17 protein-coding genes and 1 tRNA gene are annotated in these 18,250 nt (G+C 33.1%); 12 read left to right on the top strand and 6 right to left on the bottom strand.

Annotated elements, in window-relative coordinates:
• Positions 1–108 precede the first annotated feature (108 nt).
• A complete protein-coding gene (locus tag AC2TDS_RS16070; protein ID WP_484736597.1) occupies positions 109–636 on the top strand; it encodes a toxin-antitoxin system YwqK family antitoxin in 528 nt (175 codons plus the stop codon).
• Positions 637–844: 208 nt separating this feature from the next.
• On the opposite strand, the gene AC2TDS_RS16075 is transcribed toward AC2TDS_RS16070, so the two are convergent.
• On the bottom strand, positions 845–1,051 hold the full coding sequence (locus tag AC2TDS_RS16075; protein ID WP_484736598.1) for a hypothetical protein: 207 nt from the start codon (positions 1,049–1,051) through the stop codon (positions 845–847).
• A gap of 716 nt (positions 1,052–1,767) precedes the next feature.
• Between AC2TDS_RS16075 and AC2TDS_RS16080 the strand changes: the two genes are divergently transcribed.
• The 3 genes from AC2TDS_RS16080 to AC2TDS_RS16090 all read left to right on the top strand — a co-directional run bounded on the left by AC2TDS_RS16080 (position 1,768) and on the right by AC2TDS_RS16090 (position 3,298).
• Entirely contained in the window at positions 1,768–2,397 is a 630-nt protein-coding gene (locus AC2TDS_RS16080) for a response regulator (protein WP_484736599.1), read from the top strand.
• Between the two features lie 75 nt (positions 2,398–2,472).
• Positions 2,473–2,640 (top strand): hypothetical protein, encoded by a 168-nt coding sequence (locus tag AC2TDS_RS16085; protein ID WP_484736600.1) that lies wholly within the window; start codon positions 2,473–2,475, stop codon positions 2,638–2,640.
• Positions 2,641–2,731: 91 nt separating this feature from the next.
• Positions 2,732–3,298, top strand: coding sequence for a hypothetical protein (locus AC2TDS_RS16090; protein WP_484736601.1), 567 nt, complete (start codon positions 2,732–2,734; stop codon positions 3,296–3,298).
• A 602-nt stretch (positions 3,299–3,900) separates the two neighbouring features.
• On the opposite strand, the gene AC2TDS_RS16095 is transcribed toward AC2TDS_RS16090, so the two are convergent.
• The 3 genes from AC2TDS_RS16095 to AC2TDS_RS16105 all read right to left on the bottom strand — a co-directional run bounded on the left by AC2TDS_RS16095 (position 3,901) and on the right by AC2TDS_RS16105 (position 5,841).
• Positions 3,901–3,974, bottom strand: a tRNA-Arg gene (locus tag AC2TDS_RS16095).
• 47 nt (positions 3,975–4,021) lie between these two features.
• Positions 4,022–4,249 carry a putative signal transducing protein gene (locus AC2TDS_RS16100; RefSeq protein ID WP_484736602.1) on the bottom strand — a complete coding sequence of 76 codons (228 nt, stop codon included), beginning with the start codon at positions 4,247–4,249 and terminating at the stop codon, positions 4,022–4,024.
• Positions 4,250–4,512: 263 nt separating this feature from the next.
• Positions 4,513–5,841, bottom strand: a complete 1,329-nt coding sequence (locus AC2TDS_RS16105) for a cell envelope integrity TolA family protein (protein ID WP_484736603.1) — start codon at positions 5,839–5,841, stop codon at positions 4,513–4,515.
• 532 nt (positions 5,842–6,373) lie between these two features.
• On the opposite strand from AC2TDS_RS16105, the gene AC2TDS_RS16110 reads away from it, so the two are divergent.
• Positions 6,374–7,315, top strand: a complete 942-nt coding sequence (locus tag AC2TDS_RS16110) for a calcium/sodium antiporter (RefSeq protein ID WP_484736604.1) — start codon at positions 6,374–6,376, stop codon at positions 7,313–7,315.
• Positions 7,316–7,992: 677 nt separating this feature from the next.
• Here the strand turns inward: AC2TDS_RS16110 and AC2TDS_RS16115 are convergent.
• Complete coding sequence (locus AC2TDS_RS16115; protein ID WP_484736605.1) at positions 7,993–9,024, bottom strand: glutamine synthetase beta-grasp domain-containing protein; 1,032 nt, start codon at positions 9,022–9,024, stop codon at positions 7,993–7,995.
• A gap of 187 nt (positions 9,025–9,211) precedes the next feature.
• Here AC2TDS_RS16115 and AC2TDS_RS16120 point away from each other — a divergent pair, with 187 nt between their 5' ends.
• The 3 genes from AC2TDS_RS16120 (at position 9,212) to AC2TDS_RS16130 (ending at position 13,206) form a co-directional block, all read left to right on the top strand.
• Positions 9,212–11,395: a glutamine synthetase III family protein gene (locus AC2TDS_RS16120; RefSeq protein WP_484736606.1), complete on the top strand. Its 2,184-nt coding sequence runs from the start codon at positions 9,212–9,214 to the stop codon at positions 11,393–11,395.
• On the top strand, positions 11,395–11,862 hold the full coding sequence (locus AC2TDS_RS16125; protein ID WP_484736607.1) for a GNAT family N-acetyltransferase: 468 nt from the start codon (positions 11,395–11,397) through the stop codon (positions 11,860–11,862). Before AC2TDS_RS16120 ends, AC2TDS_RS16125 begins: the two co-directional genes overlap by 1 nt.
• Positions 11,863–12,024: 162 nt before the next feature.
• Complete coding sequence (locus AC2TDS_RS16130; RefSeq protein ID WP_484736608.1) at positions 12,025–13,206, top strand: AIR synthase related protein; 1,182 nt, start codon at positions 12,025–12,027, stop codon at positions 13,204–13,206.
• Positions 13,207–13,637: 431 nt separating this feature from the next.
• On the opposite strand, the gene AC2TDS_RS16135 is transcribed toward AC2TDS_RS16130, so the two are convergent.
• The gene (locus AC2TDS_RS16135) at positions 13,638–14,648 is read right to left on the bottom strand and encodes a helix-turn-helix transcriptional regulator (protein ID WP_484736609.1); all 1,011 of its coding nucleotides are present in this window, start codon (positions 14,646–14,648) and stop codon (positions 13,638–13,640) included.
• A gap of 152 nt (positions 14,649–14,800) precedes the next feature.
• On the opposite strand from AC2TDS_RS16135, the gene AC2TDS_RS16140 reads away from it, so the two are divergent.
• The 4 genes from AC2TDS_RS16140 to AC2TDS_RS16155 all read left to right on the top strand — a co-directional run bounded on the left by AC2TDS_RS16140 (position 14,801) and on the right by AC2TDS_RS16155 (position 18,248).
• The gene (locus AC2TDS_RS16140) at positions 14,801–16,183 is read left to right on the top strand and encodes an RtcB family protein (protein WP_484736610.1); all 1,383 of its coding nucleotides are present in this window, start codon (positions 14,801–14,803) and stop codon (positions 16,181–16,183) included.
• The gene (locus AC2TDS_RS16145; protein ID WP_484736611.1) at positions 16,180–16,617 is read left to right on the top strand and encodes a hypothetical protein; all 438 of its coding nucleotides are present in this window, start codon (positions 16,180–16,182) and stop codon (positions 16,615–16,617) included. Before AC2TDS_RS16140 ends, AC2TDS_RS16145 begins: the two co-directional genes overlap by 4 nt.
• A 2-nt stretch (positions 16,618–16,619) precedes the next feature.
• Positions 16,620–17,264: a hypothetical protein gene (locus AC2TDS_RS16150; protein ID WP_484736612.1), complete on the top strand. Its 645-nt coding sequence runs from the start codon at positions 16,620–16,622 to the stop codon at positions 17,262–17,264.
• A gap of 240 nt (positions 17,265–17,504) precedes the next feature.
• Positions 17,505–18,248: a nucleotidyltransferase domain-containing protein gene (locus tag AC2TDS_RS16155; protein ID WP_484736613.1), complete on the top strand. Its 744-nt coding sequence runs from the start codon at positions 17,505–17,507 to the stop codon at positions 18,246–18,248.
• The last annotated feature ends 2 nt before the right edge of the window (positions 18,249–18,250 follow it).

An 18,250-nucleotide genomic window follows, 5' to 3' on the forward strand; every position in this document is an offset into this window, starting at 1 on the left:
AAGTAATACAAAAATATAGAGATAGCTATCAGGCTCTACTCGGTAATTAATAAACTAAGTATGAATAAAGGTCAGCTGAATACTTTCAAAATCTTGACAATAGTTATAATGAATTGTTTTGGTTGCGGAGGGCAAATAGATTCTACAGAGAATGAGTCATCAAAATTGCTTGAAGTTGTAAAAACTGAAGAAACCTCCAGTTTTAAAATGGACATTGTTGATACAAATTTTTTAGTAAATAATTCAACCCAAAAAGATAGTGTAGTTTATAATAAATATATCGATGGTAAAAAAGATGGATTATGGAGGGAGTTTGATGAAAACAATCTATTAATTACTGAGGGATATTATAAGAATAGCAAAGCAAATGGATTAATGAAATGGTATCATGCCAAAGGACATTTAGCTGGAGAAGGACCCATGAAAGAGGATAAAAGACATGGGGTGTGGAAAGTTTACGGTGTTGAGGATGGAAATTTATACGCAGAAGTATATTTTAAAATGGGTGAACAGTTGGGAGTCTTGAAAACATATCATGAGAATGGACAATTGCGCAGAGAAAATAGTTGGAAAAATAATAAAGTTATCTCTGAAAAATGTTGGGATGAAAATGGAGATGAGATAGATTGTATTTGAATCTATTCAGCTAGGATTAATATAGAAAACAACCTACAATAACTAAGCATATGACGTGCCGATAGGCTAACGCTATATGATTTGTTGGGCACATAAGGAATAAAACATATAATATACTTACCACAAACCCCTTTTTCAAGGTGTTTTTTTATGTTCAAGATTTAATAAACGAATTATAAAATAAGAGTAGGTTGCAATTGTTAGGCGCTTAACTATTTGAAAGCTCAATCATTTCTTGGAGTAATTCTTCAGGAGGTAGCTTTTTAGTTAGCTTATCTAGTTTAGACCTTTCTTTATTGTATTCTATAAACACAGTAGAGCTAAGATGTTTTAATGTCTCGATCTTACTAATATGATACTCTATAGCTGATATATTCTGAAATCTGCGCCATTGGTCATTATTCAAATGTGGCACTCCTACGTTCTTTAGGACTTGGGCGAAATATTTAAGGTACATGTTGCAAAATTAACAAGAGCGTCAGTTACTCCTTGCTACAGTTGATAGCATTCTGTTTAAAGTTTTTAAGAATGATGTTTTTTTAAATTTTTTTTCACAACCTTGTCAAAGTAGGAGAGGTAATTAAGGGTTCATACTGTATTTGGGTGCGCAATTTTTACAGTATTCAGTCATTTTCCTAATATAATAAAAAAAACCGCTCAAAGATTGAACGGGAAAATTGCTATCAAAAAGAACTTAAGAGGGTAAATTCTTAAGCTTTCCAAAGTTATCTAATTCAATGCTGTCAGAATATGACACATGTGTCATTAAAAGAGTATTAGTTATGTATTATCTTACAAAGTAGCTATACCTTTAAAATTAGCGAGTATTTTCGGTAGGATGTTTGATTAACTTTTTAATAATTGATATTAGTTATTGTTTGAATTTACTTTAGAAAAAACGAGTATTTTTTTCTAAAGTAAATTCAAATGGTAAATGGTAGTACCTCCGACAAAATAATAGGTACCCGATTGGGTATGGTGAATATGTACCCTGAAAAAAGTACTTCATTTGATTTTCATAGACAGATAATTGTAATTGATCTAGAAAGAGTGGTGAATATCCTGTTTTTTAACATTTTAACTCAGGGTTTGGACTACGGAACTGTTAAACTATTAAAATATATTTGTAGCATGGAGGAAATTAAAGTGGTAATTGCAGAAGACCATCAGGTTTCAGCGGAAGCATATAAAAGAAATTTGGAAACGGACGGTTTGTCTGTTGTTGGAATTGTAAGTGATGGTGTGGAGCTAATCGAATGGTTAAAATATAACGATGTAGACGTAATAGTGTTGGATATTGAGATGTCGAAAATGGATGGTATAGAGGTAGCGAAGTATTTTGTTAGAAACAATATGGATTATAAAATATTAGTTGTCTCAGCTCACTACACACATTCGTTTATCGAAGCTTGTAAGAATAAACTAAATATTAAAGGCTTTATAACGAAGGCTTATTGTCACTTAGAATTAACAGAAGGGGTAATTGAAATATTTGGAGGAGGTACTTATTTTAGTCAAATGCCGATTTTGGAAAATATGGAGACTCTGTATATTAAGCAGAAAATGATTGAAGAAAAATTAACGGAAGCAGAGAAGGCCTTGATCCTTTTATTTTCAGAATATACTTTTACGGAAATTTCTGAAAACAAAGAAATAGCATACAAAACAGTAGTTAATACTTTTGCTAGGATACGTGATAAATTAGGAGTGAATAGTAATGTAGAGCTAGCTAAGTTATTGGTTTTTAAGTGTAAAAAGTAAAATAACACATGAAATTAACATAAACAAAAGAATAGCTTTCTTATTTTTATGAGCTAATTTAAAAACTCATTAAAAATGAAAAAATTACTTTTATTATTATTCGTGGTGAACTTCGCTTTTGTTTCTTGTACCGATAATACAGCAGAACATGAAGAATTACTTAAAGCAAATACACAATCAATTGACAAAGGTAACAATACTCTTAGAGGAGAAGATGAAGAGGATTCGGACGACGAATATTAAAACTGTTTTTATTTACTTAATTTCTTTGATATGTGGGTTGACTTTTTATGTCCATAAATTTGCTAAGTCCTATAGTAGCGAATATTACAAGTTGAAAAAGGAACATACAGAACTAAAAAAGAAAAGAAATTTAGCTTATGGAGTTTTTAAAGAAACTCCTAGTGACCTTGAATCTGCTTTAGTTTATATTAAAATTAAGGAGCAGACTGAGATGGTTTGGTCTGAATTTAAAAAAGAAAGAAGTAATCTTAAGTTTATGGGGTTTAGAACGTTTCAGCATTACTTAGCACATTTAGGGGTAACATTTTTATTGGTAATACCTTCGTTGTTTAATTTAGTTCGTTCTTTTCATTATGAGCGTAAAAATATATCGATTAAGGTGTTCCATACATCTGTTTTATCTGTTGGAATATTTAATCTCTATTGGGCTTTGAATACATTTCAAGATTTGAGTGATTTTGAATATTTCTTGGCTACAATATTTTCAGCTTCATTATTAACTGTTGGGATAGGGATTTTTACCAAGTATAATAAAGATCGTATAACGAAACTAAGAGAACAAATGTTTTTTATTGCAAGATTAGGTTTAAGAAATTCTAAGCCAGATAAAAAAGAAACGATGCTTAATGTGTTTAGAGAAATAGCGAACGACAAGTAAAAAACAAAAAGAAAAAAGAACAAGATATCTTAAAAAAGTGTGAGGATGTAATAGTAGTGGATCACTTGGGGAGGTCTATGCAAAATTTTAAGGTAGTACTATCTAAAACAGAATAGCAATAATTGTGTTAACCCAAAAAAAGAAACCTTTTAAAATCGGTGCTTTAAGAAGTGAGGCGTGGAAGTAGTATGTTGAATTTTAAATCTAATTTTATTTATATTGAAACCTTTGATATAATTGACGTTGCAGAGTAATAGGATTTCAGATCCCTGCTCTCACCCGAGTACCTAAATATAAAGTAAGGGTAGGCTCCAATAAGTTCGGAGTGTTCTTTTAAATTTCAAACTAATATATTTTAGATATGGAATACAAGAAATGGCGTTTAGATAAACAGACGATGATCTGAACGGAGGGTTTGGGGGTGTCAGCCCAGGTAAAGACGTTTGGAAAAGAGCAAACTAATCATAACGTAGTGTTAGAAAAGTGTTGACTTACAAATGTATTACACAAAATTAGGATTCAATATTGGATATTTCCGTCGGCATATTAGCAGAGTAAAAAAATAAAAACCCTTTAAAATCAGTGTTTTAAAGGGTTTTTTGTGACCTCGGCAGGATTCAAACCTGCAACCTCTTGAGCCGTAATCAAGTGCACTATTCAGTTATGCTACGAGGCCATTGTTTTGCGGGTGCAAATATATGTCTATTTTTCAATTTTGAAAAATTATTTTTCAATTTCTTTTTTAAAATTTTCAACGATCGATTTAGAAGGCTCTATATCAGTGTTAAAAATATGAAGTTCTACAGCGTCACCTGTGGTGCCAAAACCAGCCAAGCGCCCTGATTCTTTTTCATTCTTAACAAGAAAAGGGATATTTTGTTCTTTTAATAAGAAAGAAAGTCTATCAACTAAAATAGCCGATCCGGTAAATATTTTTATATAATCTTCCATGAGGAACAGTTTTAATTATTTTAATGAATTTTTAGTAATAAAAGCTTTCCAGCCGATAAGGGCCAATTGTGTTTTGGAAGCTTTCGCGATATCCAGCTTTCTTTTGGTGAAAGATGGTAAAAGAGCTTTGTTAAGTTTAGCCAGTAATTTAAAAAATGGTCTTGTCATTATAATCTTGGTTTATAATCAAAAATAACGAAAAAAAACGTATAAATAACAGAGTGAATTAATCACTCTGTCATTTGCAATAAACCTTTCTCTTTTTATTTTTTCTTTTCCATCATTTTCTTCGCTAATTCAGCGCCAATTAATGATTGTAGCAAATTCCCACTGTTTCCGGTTTTACTCCCTTCAATATATGTTGAAGGTAATTTTAAATCTTTCAATTCTTTAGCAACTCCCACGGCAGTTTTATATTCCCACTCAGCACGTTCCTGAGGGGTTAATCCAGCGCTAACTAACTTGGCATTTTCATAGTATTGAGCGTCAGCAGCTACTTTTTTACTCTTCGCTTTGTATTGCTCAACCTCAAATTGTTTTTTCTCTTTAGTTAAATTAAACTCTGCAACTTTTGCTTCTGTTTCAGCGGCAATGGTTTGTTGTATTTGTGCTTTTTCTAACCTTGCGCGTTCTTTTGCTTTTTCAGCTTCTCCTTTTGCTTTTTCTTTTTGAGCTCTGTAAAATTCACGTTCGGCTTGTTGTTTTTCTAGCTGGGTTTGCGCAACCTCTTCCTTTTGCAATTGCAAACGATTGTCAAAAGTCTCTTCCCAGTCTATTTCTGTAACTACGGCTTGTACCACCGTTAAACCATACGATTTTAATGAATTGCCTCGTACTCGTACGGGTTCACCATTCTTTTTCTTGATTCTGAATCGTTTTTGTCGAGAATCTTTGTTGCGTATCGTTCTAACAACGGTACTATCGCCAATTATTTCAGGATTTTCACTCTCTCTATACTCTTCCAAAACATACATCCCGTTTTCTAATTGATCTTGAAAATATCTATCAAAATCAGCCGCTTGACCTGAAATATAATCTTGAGCGGCCATCAGTTTACAGGTGTTTTTTATAGACTGGTCTATATTGGGAATAATACGAGAACGGATCAGGTTTTTTTCTGTTTTATTTCTGTCGGCAACGGATAAAAATTGCGTCTCATCCGAAATGTCTATACTAATAACAATTGAAGTAGCAATTTCTCCCTTTACCGCATCGTTAAATTCCCATTGACGAGCGCTATCGACATAAGCATATTTACTTTGATCTCCTAGATTTCCATCGTCATTAGGAATGACATATTTGATAGGCATCTCAAACTGAATAGGAATTAAACGCCCCCATATTTTGGTGTTTATACCTTGTCTGAAAACCGCTTTTTGGTCGCCCCAAGGATATTGAACAGCATATGCTGTACCGGGTTCTGCGTAAAAGAAAATACCTGTAAAAATACTCATGATAACGCCTATAATTGTGAATTGAATACTTCTCGTTCTAGTAAACCAGTTGAGATAGATATTGTTTTTTATCACAGTGTTGGCAATAGTGGTGGCGATACCGATAATAATGAACAAAATTCCAATAAATGTTAACATAACAATAGGGTTTTAAATAGTTGATTAAAAAAGATAATTAATAATAGTAGTTGTTAGTTTTACAGCAAGTATTATTAAATTTAGTATGATTGTGATCATTCGTTTTTCTGGTGTTTTTGGTTATAATAATTGATGAATTCTAGAATTGTTTTTTCAATATATGATAAAGGGAATATTAGTACCAAAAGTTTTGAATGGATTTAATGTGATTGAATTTAGAAATATAGGTTATGTAGTGGAATTTGTTTTAAAGTGTAACCTTCTTTGCTTAAATTTGGTTTGTTTTTGTTAGTGTTATTTTGGTTTATTGTTTTAAAATGTAATGAAGTAATGGGCGGTTTTTTGGCGTTTAGGAAAAGTAAAGGAAATAGCGTTAAAAAATGCCTGTCTAAAGACACTTTTGATTTTTTATGCTAAAAAATAAATAGATGAATTAGTGCTGAAAAAGTAAAACAAACGATGCGCTTTTAAGACAAAATAGAGCTATAAATTTACGTATCAAAACCCTATCTTCGCAAAAAAATAATCATTTATGAGTATTCTGTATATCATTATAGGGTTGGTGTTACTGGTTTTAGGAGGAAACTGGCTTTTAAAGGCAGCAGTAGGATTGTCATTAAAACTAAACATTCCTAAAATTGTGATTGGTATGACAGTGGTTTCATTTGCCACCTCTACTCCTGAATTAATCGTAAGTGTGAATGCAGCGCTAGATGGTGCAACAGGCTTGGCATTAGGAAATGTGATAGGGTCTAATATTGCCAACCTAGCATTGGTATTAGGGATTACCATCATTTTATCACCTATAGATGTAGAAAAGAGTTTTTATAAAACAGATTGGCCTGTAATGATGCTCGCATCGGTAATGCTGTATTTTTTTGTGGTGAATGATCAAGTAATAGAATTCTATGAAGGCTTATTGTTTTTTGTGACACTAGTGGTTTTTTTGGTTTATTTATTACGTTTTCAAAAGCACACAGAGGTAGAAGATATTCCTGAAGAAGATGATGGTCTATCAGTGTATAAAATCATCTTGTTTTTAGTCATTGGAGGTGTTGGATTATGGGGAGGTTCGGAGTTGTTGATTGAAGGCGCCAAAACCTTGGCAAAAAGCCTAGGGGTTAGTGATGCGGTTATTGGAGTTACTGTGGTGTCAATAGGAACCAGTATACCTGAGTTAGCAGCATCTATTATAGCGGTTTTAAAGAAAGAGAAAGCAATTTCTTTAGGGAATTTAATTGGGTCAAATGTGTTTAATATTTTAGCGGTATTAGGCATCACGGCAATGATTACTCCGGTAGAATTGTTACCAGAATCGTATAGTCTCATACATAAAGATATTTATTGGATGCTAGCGATCTCATTTGTTATATTACCTTTAGTATTTATTCCTAAAAGAATGCGTTTGGGGAGAGCTAATGGTATTTTGTTATTAGCTTCGTATATCGTATTTATATATTTTGCGATACTGTAATCTAAAGAGATAGGTGTTATGTCTAGACGGTTGTTTAAACTTAAATTTCGTCTATTACTTTATATAACGAATGCTGATTTGAAACCTTTGAATAGGTGATGTTGTTTTGCAGATATGAATCACTGAATATGCTACTGGTGTCTTCAATGTAGGGTTGATGTATTTCTTGTCAACATAAACGTATCTACTAAAAACGATTGTTTTTCACGTATGCTCCAAGGTAAAGAGGAGTTATACGATTTACAAATAAATATTTCGCATATCTATTATTTCTTTTGTAGCTATTTTTGCGTTATAAAACTTAACCATAGCTTGGCTATGCTAAAGTTTTATGCCTTAAACTAACTTAAAATAATTCAATACCTATACACGAAATATTTATCTATAAATCGTATTATACCGTATATTACGTCTTACTTTTCTTTGGGGTCTAAACAAAATATACATGCTTTACATTGGTGTTGTTTTACATCAGAACAGGTACAGGTTTTGGAATAGTGCCATCATTACAAATAAAGCCAAATAGAAAAAAGACTGTACAGTGCACAGTCTCTTTTTAACCCGAGTTATGTATTGGAATTTCAAATTATTTTTAGAAATAACAGATTTTCTAATGCATAATTCAGATTCATTTTTTATACTTTAAAAAAGCCTAAGTTATACTTAGTTTACATGCGTTATGCATTTGTGTTTTCACTATATACTTCAGCTTTTTTTACCGTTTCTACAATTATACCAGCTACTTTATAAGGATCAGCATTAGAAGCAGGTCTTCTGTCTTCTAACCAACCTTTCCATCCTTGCTCAACCGTAATAATAGGAATACGTATTGAAGCACCACGATCAGAAATACCATAACTAAAGTCGTGAATTGAAGCAGTTTCATGCAAACCAGTTAAACGTTGGTCGTTGAATTGGCCATAAACTTCTATATGTTCTTTTGTTACCGGGCGGAAAGCTTCACAAACTTTTTCATAAACCTCTCTACTACCACAAGTTCTTAATAAAGTATTTGAAAAGTTCGCATGCATACCAGAACCATTCCAATCACCTTTTACTGGTTTTGGGTGGTATTCAATATAATAACCATATTTTTCAGTCAATCGATCTAATAAGTAACGAGCAATCCAAATTTCATCACCTGCTTTTTTAGCACCTTTGGCGAACAATTGGAATTCCCATTGACCTGAAGCAACCTCTTGGTTGATTCCTTCAAAAGTTAATCCTGCAGAGATACATAAATCGGCATGCTCTTCAACGAAATCTCTACCATGAGTATTTCTACCCCCTACAGAACAGTAATACATACCTTGTGGTCCTGGGTATCCACCGATAGGAAATCCTAGAGGTAATTGCGTATCTGTATCCATGATAAAATATTCTTGTTCAAAACCAAACCAGAAATCATTATCATTATCGTCAATCTTTGCACGTGCGTTTGTTGGGTGAGGAGCACCGTCAACATTTAAAACCTCCGTCATTACTAAGAAACCATTTTCGCGAGCAGGATCTGGATAAATAGCTACAGGCTTTAATAGGCAGTCAGAATCACCACCTTCAGCTTGTTTAGTAGAAGAACCGTCGAAAGACCAAATTGGGCAATCTTCTAATTTTCCACTAAAGTCGGCCACAACTTTTGTTTTACTTCTCATGTTTTGAGTTGGATAGTAGCCATCTAGCCATATGTACTCTAATTTAGATCTATTCATGATTTATATGTTTTTTATAATCGTATTGTGTTGTTATCTGGTACAAAAATCACTATTTTTTTAATGACCCCCAAATTTTTAAGGGGTAAATTTTTAAAAAAATAGTTAAAACGTGTTTTAAGGGTGTTTTTTTAGGGGGTGTTTGTTTTTAATTGTTATTTTTGAACTCAGAAATAAATCTATTATTATGTCGGCTATTCGTTTTAATGCTTTGCAGGAAGCACTTAATAGAAGTTCAATTGCTATAGAAGAAAAGAAAAGGCGTTCAGAGCTTTTCGCACAAAATGTATTTAATGGGCAAACAATGCGTCAGTATATGACAAAAGAGGCCTATGTAAGTGTGATGGATGCTATTGAATTTGGTGTTAAAATAGACAGAAAAGTGGCGGATCAAATTGCAACAAGCATGAAAGATTGGGCACTTTCTAAAGGAGCTACTCATTATACGCACTGGTTTCAACCTTTAACAGGAGCGACCGCGGAGAAGCACGATGCTTTTTTTGAAACCATTGACGGTGGTGGAGCTATGGAACGATTTGACGGAGGGCAGTTAGTACAGCAAGAACCGGATGCTTCTTCATTTCCTCATGGAGGCATTAGAAATACCTTTGAAGCCAGAGGGTATACAGCTTGGGATCCAACATCACCTGCTTTTATTTATGGTACCACTTTATGTATTCCTACGGTATTTGTAGCTTACACAGGAGAAGCTTTAGATAATAAAGCACCATTGCTAAGAGCGTTACAGGCTGTTGATGAGGCAGCTACTGCTGTATGTAAGTATTTTGATAAAAACGTAACCAAGGTGAACGCAACCTTAGGTTGGGAGCAAGAATATTTTTTAATAGACAAAGCCTTGGCAGCCACTCGGCCCGATATCATGATGACGGGAAGAACCCTCTTAGGCCATTCATCGGCTAAAGGCCAACAACTCGATGATCATTATTTTGGAACTATTCCATCAAGAGTAATGAACTTTATGCGTGATTTAGAGCAAGAGTGTATGTTATTGGGGATTCCTGTAAAAACCAGACACAACGAAGTAGCACCCAATCAATTTGAACTGGCACCTATTTTTGAAGAAGCTAATCTAGCAGTAGATCACAATTCTTTATTGATGGATGTTATGGAGAAGGTATCGCAACGTCATCACTTTAAGGTATTATTTCATGAGAAACCTTTTGAGGGAATTAATGGTTCAGGAAAACACAACAATTGGAGCCTAGCTACCAATACCGGTGTTAACCTTTTAAGCCCTGGAAAAACACCTACGAAAAATTTACAATTCCTAACATTTTTTGTGAACACAATTAAAGCCGTTCATGATTACGAAGAACTCGTAAGAGCTTCTATAGCAAGTGCTAGTAATGATCATAGATTAGGGGCTAATGAAGCACCTCCAGCAATTATATCGGTATTTATTGGATCGCAACTTTCGCAGGTACTTGATGAGCTAGAAAATGTAACAAAAGGAAAGCTATCACCACAAGAAAAAACAGATTTAAAACTCAATATAGTTGGGAAAATTCCTGAAATCTTGTTAGATAACACCGATAGAAATAGAACCTCTCCTTTTGCTTTTACCGGAAATAAATTTGAATTAAGAGCAGTTGGCTCATGGTCTAATTGTGCAGGTCCTATGACGGTTTTGAATACGATTATAGCAAAGCAATTAAAAGACTTTAAAAACGAGGTAGATAAACTCGTTGAAACTAAAAAACTAAAGAAAGATGAGGCGGTGTTTAACGTATTACGTGAATACATTAAAGCATCTAAAAAAATACGTTTTGAAGGAGATGGCTATGGTGAATCTTGGGAAAAAGAAGCCAAAAAGCGAGGTTTGAGCAATAATAAAGTAACGCCTGAAGCCTTAAAAGCAAAAATAGCAGCAAAGAATGTTTCTCTTTTTGAAGAAATGAAAGTAATGAACAGGGTAGAAGTAGAGGCGCGCCATGAAATAGAACTGGAAGAGTATGTAAAACGTATTCAAATTGAAAGTAGAGTATTGGCAGATATTGCTAGAAATCATGTGATACCGACGGCTATACAATATCAAAACACGTTGATTAAAAATGTGAAAGGGCTCAAAGAAATTTTTGAAGAGCATTACGAAGCTTACGCAAAAGAACAAATAGATTTGATCAAAAAAATATCGAATCATATTGCGGAAATCAATTCGAAAATTGAAGAAATGACCGAAGAACGTAAAAAAGCCAATACGCAAATCGGGCAAAAAAACGCAGATGCCTACTGTTATAAAGTAAAACCTTATTTTGAGGAAATACGTTACCATGCTGATAAATTAGAGCTCCTTGTAGATGATAATTTATGGCCATTAACCAAGTATAGAGAATTGTTATTTATCAGGTGATGGCAACCCAAATACAACTTTTAAGAACCAATGCACTTGATGAGAATTTTGTTAGTTTGGTGAAAAACCTCGATGCCTACCTTTCTGGAGTTAATGGCGACGATGATGCTTTTTTTAGGCAATTTAACAAAGTAGAAAAACTACCCTATGTAATTGTATGCTATGCTGGTACAGCTCCCATAGGCTGCGGCGCTTTAAAAATCGTTTCAGAAGACACCGTAGAAATAAAACGTATGTATGTGACACCTGAATATAGAGGAAACAATATAGCCACACACATACTAAAAGAACTCGAAAAATGGGCTAAAGAACTAGGGTTTAATCATATTGTCTTAGAAACAAGTACAACAATGCGCCCTGCCATTCACCTTTATAGAAAAAACAAGTACACTGTTATTTCGAATTACGAGCCATATAAAGATGTTGATTCAAGTATATGTTTTACAAAGATTTTACACGAAAACTGAAAAGAAACCATGTAGAGGTGTAATGATAACCTTCTACCAGTTATTATTTGAATCTCATGAATATTTTTGGAGTAAGGACCGTGAAATATTAAAATTCTAATTGCTTTGATAGTTTCCTGTTTTTAAAGTAATTTCGCAACCAATAAAACAACAACACACTACATGAGTCAAGAAGTTTCTAAAAGATACGAGCAACGTGGAGTTTCGGCATCTAAAGAAGATGTACACAATGCTATTAAAAACATTGATAAAGGCTTATTTCCAAAAGCATTTTGTAAAATAGTACCAGATTATTTAACCCAGGATGAAGACTATTGCTTAATCATGCATGCCGATGGTGCTGGAACAAAAAGTTCTTTAGCCTATATGTATTGGAAGGAAACAGGCGATGCTTCTGTTTGGAAAGGAATAGCACAAGATGCGTTAATTATGAATATTGACGATCTTCTATGTGTTGGAGCCACCGATAATATCATGTTGTCTTCTACAATTGGACGTAATAAAAATGTGATTCCGGGGGAAGTAATTTCCAATATCATTAATGGAACAGAAGAATTAATTAAAGAATTAAAAGAATTTGGAGTTACCATTCATGCTACTGGTGGAGAAACAGCTGATGTAGGTGATTTAGTTCGTACCATTATAGTAGATTCTACCGTAACTGCCAGAATGAAACGAAAAGATGTTATTGACAATGCCAATATACAGGCAGGAGATGTGATTGTTGGTTTGGCTTCTTTCGGACAAGCTACTTATGAAAAAGAATACAATGGCGGAATGGGTAGTAACGGGTTGACCTCTGCGCGTCATGATGTATTTGCTAAATATTTAGCAGAAAAATACCCGGAGAGTTTTGATGCTTCGGTACCATCAGAATTAGTGTATTCTGGAAATACAAAGTTAACCGACCGTGTTGAAAATGTATCTATCGATGCTGGTAAACTGGTGCTATCACCAACCCGAACCTATGCGCCAATTATAAAGGAAATTTTATCAAAGTACCAATCAGACACTATACATGGAATGGTACATTGCTCAGGAGGCGCACAAACTAAAGTGTTGCACTTTATCGATAAAAACCATATTGTAAAAGATGATATGTTTGCTGTACCACCATTGTTTAAACTGATACAAGAACAATCAAAAACGGATTGGAAGGAAATGTACCAGGTGTTTAATTGTGGTCACAGAATGGAGTTGTATGTGTCGCCAGAAGTGGCAGAAGACATTATAGCAATTTCTAAATCATATCATGTAGATGCTCAAATTATTGGAAAAGTAGAGGCTTCGGAAACTAAAAAGCTTACTATCAAAAGTGAACATGGTGTTTTTGAATATGCATAGACCATACCAAAATATTAAATAAAGTATAGGCTGTCTTTTTAGACAGTCTTTTTTTTGAATTAATATTATTTCTAAGGTGGTTTACGAGCCTTTGATCCCTAGCGAATACCAAAGTAACGGCTACCGATCGTGTCCTCATGAGAGGGGAGTATGAGTAAGTAGCTCTAATTAACAGTTGTACAGTTGATAATATTAAAAAAGAACCACAGTCTGTCTTGCTAAACTGGATTATAAATTTAAGTTTGTCATTCAACAGTTTCTGGAATTAACCATTTGTAATATGAATTCTGATGTTAATTCACCGACCATAATTGTTTATGGTAAATGCCAATGCATCTATAGGTGAGAGTATTTTTAATACTGACTTTTCTCTATTCCCATTGATGGTATATAAACAAGCATGACTGGAAGGAAATGATTGTGTACGTTACCTAAGAATCGGTACGACAATATCTTGAATATGCAACCGATAACTTTTTATGCATCTGCATTCTTAGTTTTTCAGGCTTTAATACTTCAATAGATTCACCATAACCCAACAAAACACGTTCTAATTCAAAATTTATTTGCACCAAAACATTAAAAATAACACCGTCTTCAGTTTCTCTTATCAAACGCTGTGTATGATGAAAAGGCTTCGTAATAACATAGGGAGCTAAACGTTTTTCGATCCAAAACTCCACTCTTTTGGGGCGAGAATTAGACACGGTAACCCCAATAACATTTTTAAAATATTCATCACCATCTACATCTTTATCAAGATAAATTACATCCTCTTTTACTACAATATCAATAATTCTATCCAAAGCCAAGTTCATGTAATCGTTTTTATGATAAACGATTAAGAACCATCTGTTATTGAATTCTTTTAGTAGTTGAGGATGCACCAGAAAATGACTCTCTTGCCGAGCCTTGAATGATTTATAGGTAATGTCGAGCACTTTTTTTTGTTGAATGGCAGCGTATAATTGATCAATAAAATGCAATCCTTTTAACCGCTCGTTTTTATCCAAATGAATAATAGCACGTTTATTTTTTTGAGAAGAATACACTGAATCTTCTAAACGCTGTAAAACCCCATCCATTTCTTTAAACAGTGAAAAATCTTTAAACTGACGCAACACTTGAATAGCATCATTCATTATTTTTACGTCATTTTCGGTAACAGGAATATTCATAATAGAATAACCTTCTTCGGCATACCGATAATATTTACGCTCATACACTTCGATGGGAGCATTATATCCTAATTTATCACTACGCATCATTTGAATATCCAACTGTACCGTTCTTTTACTAACATAGATATCTTTGTCCTCATATTCATACAAAGCATCAGAACAGGCATCTATTAAGTCACCTAATGTCCATTTTCGCATGGTATTTCGTAAACATTGATCAATAGTTTTATAGCGTATTAATGCGTTTTTATTTGCAGCCATAATCTTTTTGTATAAAAATGAGGAAATATTTTCTATTACGCAAAAACATTGCGCAATAGCATGAAATATTTGCAGTGTGATTAAGAAAAAGGCGTCGTTTATGTGGGGAAATGTAGAAAAAGAAAAGTATAACAATTTAAAAATTAAAGAAAATGAAAATCAACGGGAAAATGCTAATCGAAATGGGTTTCAAATCAGGAAAATGGTTTCCAGAAGCTATTGAATATGTAAATTCAAGAGAATTGACCAAGCAAGAAGTATTGGAATATTTAGAATCATTCAGACCAGCACCTGAAATTCCTTTAGCAGAGAATCCAGCCAATTTTAGTATTAATATTAAAGCTGAAAATGAATTAGAAGAAACCAATGTGAATACCGTAATTGAAACTATGGAAGTGTTAATGAAAACACCAACCTTAGTAAATGGCGCGATTATGCCAGATGCTTGTCCTACAGGACCAGTAGGAATTATCCCTGTAGGTGGCGTAGTAGTGGCTAAAAATGCCATTCATCCAGGTATGCATAGTGCCGATATTTGCTGCTCGGTAATGCTAACTGATTTTGGAAAAGCCAATCCGAAAGACGTATTAGATGCGGCACATAGCATTACACATTTTGGACCAGGAGGAAGAGATAGGAATACGCAATTTCGATTTCCGATGGATTTACTGTCAGAAATAGAAGCAAATCCCTATTTGAACAATCAAAAAGCAATAGCATCAGCACGATCACATTTAGGAACACAAGGAGATGGAAATCATTTTTTGTTTGTAGGAACTTCGAAAAAAACCGGAAATACCATGTTGGTTACACATCATGGAAGCAGAGGTTTTGGCGCCAATTTATATACTAGAGGCATGTATGTTGCGGAGCGTTTTAGAAAAGAATTATCACCACAAACCTTAAAACAGAATGCTTGGATTCCGTTTGATACGGAAGAAGGACAAGCCTATTGGGAAGCCTTACAAATTATTAGAAAATGGACCAAAAAGAATCATGAAGTTTTACATGATGCTACCTTAGAAAAATTAGGTGTTGAAAAAGAAAATAGGTTTTGGAATGAACATAATTTTGTATTTAAAGACGGCGATTTATTTTACCATGCGAAAGGAGCTACTCCATTAGATCCGAAGTTTATGCCTGATATTACGGGCCCTCGTTTAATTCCATTAAACATGAGCGAACCTGTATTGATCGTTGAAGGAAAAACAACGGAAACCAATTTAGGGTTTGCCCCACATGGAGCAGGAAGAAATATAAGTAGAACTCAACATAGAAAGCGTAAAACAGGAACTACTGAAGAAATTTTTGTTGAAGAAACTCAAGGCTTAGATATACGTTTTTTTTCTAATGAAATTGATATTACTGAGCTGCCTTCTGCTTATAAAAATGCAGCAACGGTAAGAAGGCAAATGGAAGAGTTTGATTTAGGAGAAGTTATTGATGAGGTACTACCGTATGGGTGTATCATGGCAGGTGACTGGCAAAAGAATGCGCCTTGGAAGAATAAAAGAAGGAATAAAAAATTAAAATGAAAAGGCAATTTAAAAACATAATTTCAGGATTGTTAAATTCCTTTATTAGTAGAAACAATGATGTTGATGGATACTGGGGTATTGGTAGGTTATACGCTTTAATGATAGATAATAATTGTTTAGAAGTAAGAATAAACTTATTAGAAAAAACACTAAAACCAGAAAGTTTTGGTTTTAGTGTTTTAATTAATGATTACAGCAAAAAATTGACAAGTAAAATAGAGAATTCAGGTTTATCTGAAGCAGATATTTCAAGTGTAAATATTTTTATTAAACAGAAGTATAGAACCATTAATGAAAATTATGAAATAATACCTTTATCGTGTTCTATTGAAGCGATATATAAAGAAAATAGTATTCTCAAACATGAACAAGAAGTAATGTGTAGAAAACATAACCCTAAGTTAGAAAGTAAATCGTGTAGAAACTACTAAAAATGAACCAAGAACTAAAACAAAAAGCATATCAAGTTTTAACAGACGGAATTGACGTGGCTACTTTTGAGAAATATCTATATGCATTGGTTGAAAAGACTGACTTCAAAAGTGATTCACTTTTGTTTGACTTAGTGAATGTCGATTATAAATCAGCTGGTTATAGTAAGGAAATCGTTGATTTATTGGAAGATAATTGTTCTGATGATGAGCTACTTTGTTTAGAGATATACTCGACTTCAAAGAATATATTAAAAAATGAAAACAATATAGTTGTTTTACAATTAATTGAATTGATTTCTAAGCTAAATGTCAAAACGGACTATCAATACGATTTATTATATAATTTTTATATGTTGAATGAAGGAATGCTTTCAGATAGTTACCATTATTATAATCTAACAGAAGAAGAAGTAATAACTAAAGCTAAAATATATTCAGAAAAAGTTATATCAAAATTTAATTTTTATAAAGAAAATGAAGATTGGTATGGGTTTTTAAATTGTATAATTGAAAAAGAGGAAGATAGAAGTCAAGTTATAAAATCTAGTCATATTCCAATACAACAACATAAAAGTTTATGTAGTAAAGTGATTAACTCATTAAAAATACTTCAGGGATACATTAAAAACAAACAAAAAACTTAATATAAAATGAAATGATACACAAACAAGAAGTATTATAGTTTCACAAAATCTAGTAAGAGAAACACGCACAAAATCAGTTAAAATTTATTGGAAAAGTAATAGTTGGGAGCACAGAGGGTTTTTAAGATAATAATACATAATAAAATGTAAAACTGTTTTAATAAAACAAGTTGAAAACTATAAAATAGAGTTTCCACTCTATAGAAAAACACTTTGGTGGGAATATTAAAATTAAAAATAATGAAAAGAAAAATTTTGGAATACTTATTAAACCTAGAGCGTGAAAAAGATATCGATATCTTATTCGCCGTGGAATCGGGGAGCAGAGCTTGGGGCTTTGCATCTCCAGACTCCGATTATGACATACGTTTTGTATACAAGCATAAAAGAGATTGGTATCTAAATCTATGGGAAACTAAAGATACTATTGAATTTATGACGCAAGATGATTTAGACGGTTCAGGTTGGGATATCAGAAAGGCTTTACGACTATTAGCTAAGTCAAATGCATCTTTCACAGGTTGGTTATTCTCACCTAAAATATACAGAGCAGATAAAGAGTTTTTAAACGGAATGAAAACCTTAGCGAATGACAACTTCAATCCTATTGCAGGATTTCACCATTTTCATTCTATGAACAAGGGGTTTGAAGAAACTTTGGGAACTAAAGAAATGACCCTTAAGAGTTTTTTTTATACAATTCGTACCGCGATGTGTGCAAATTGGATTCTTAAAAAGAAAACGATACCGCCTGTATATTTTAAAGAATTGTATCCGTTAATTGATGTTGAGTATTATGATATAATTAATGATTTGATTCAAGTAAAGAGTAAGCAAATTGAAAAAAGTACAGAAGAAGTAAGTGGTCAATTAATTCAGCTCGTAAAATATATTATTGAAGAAAATAACGATTTGAAGCACGAATTAGAGAATAACAAAGCAAATCAAGAAGAATTTAATACCTTTTTCTTAAAACATATTTAAAA

This window comes from Tenacibaculum profundicola, assembly GCF_057220795.1.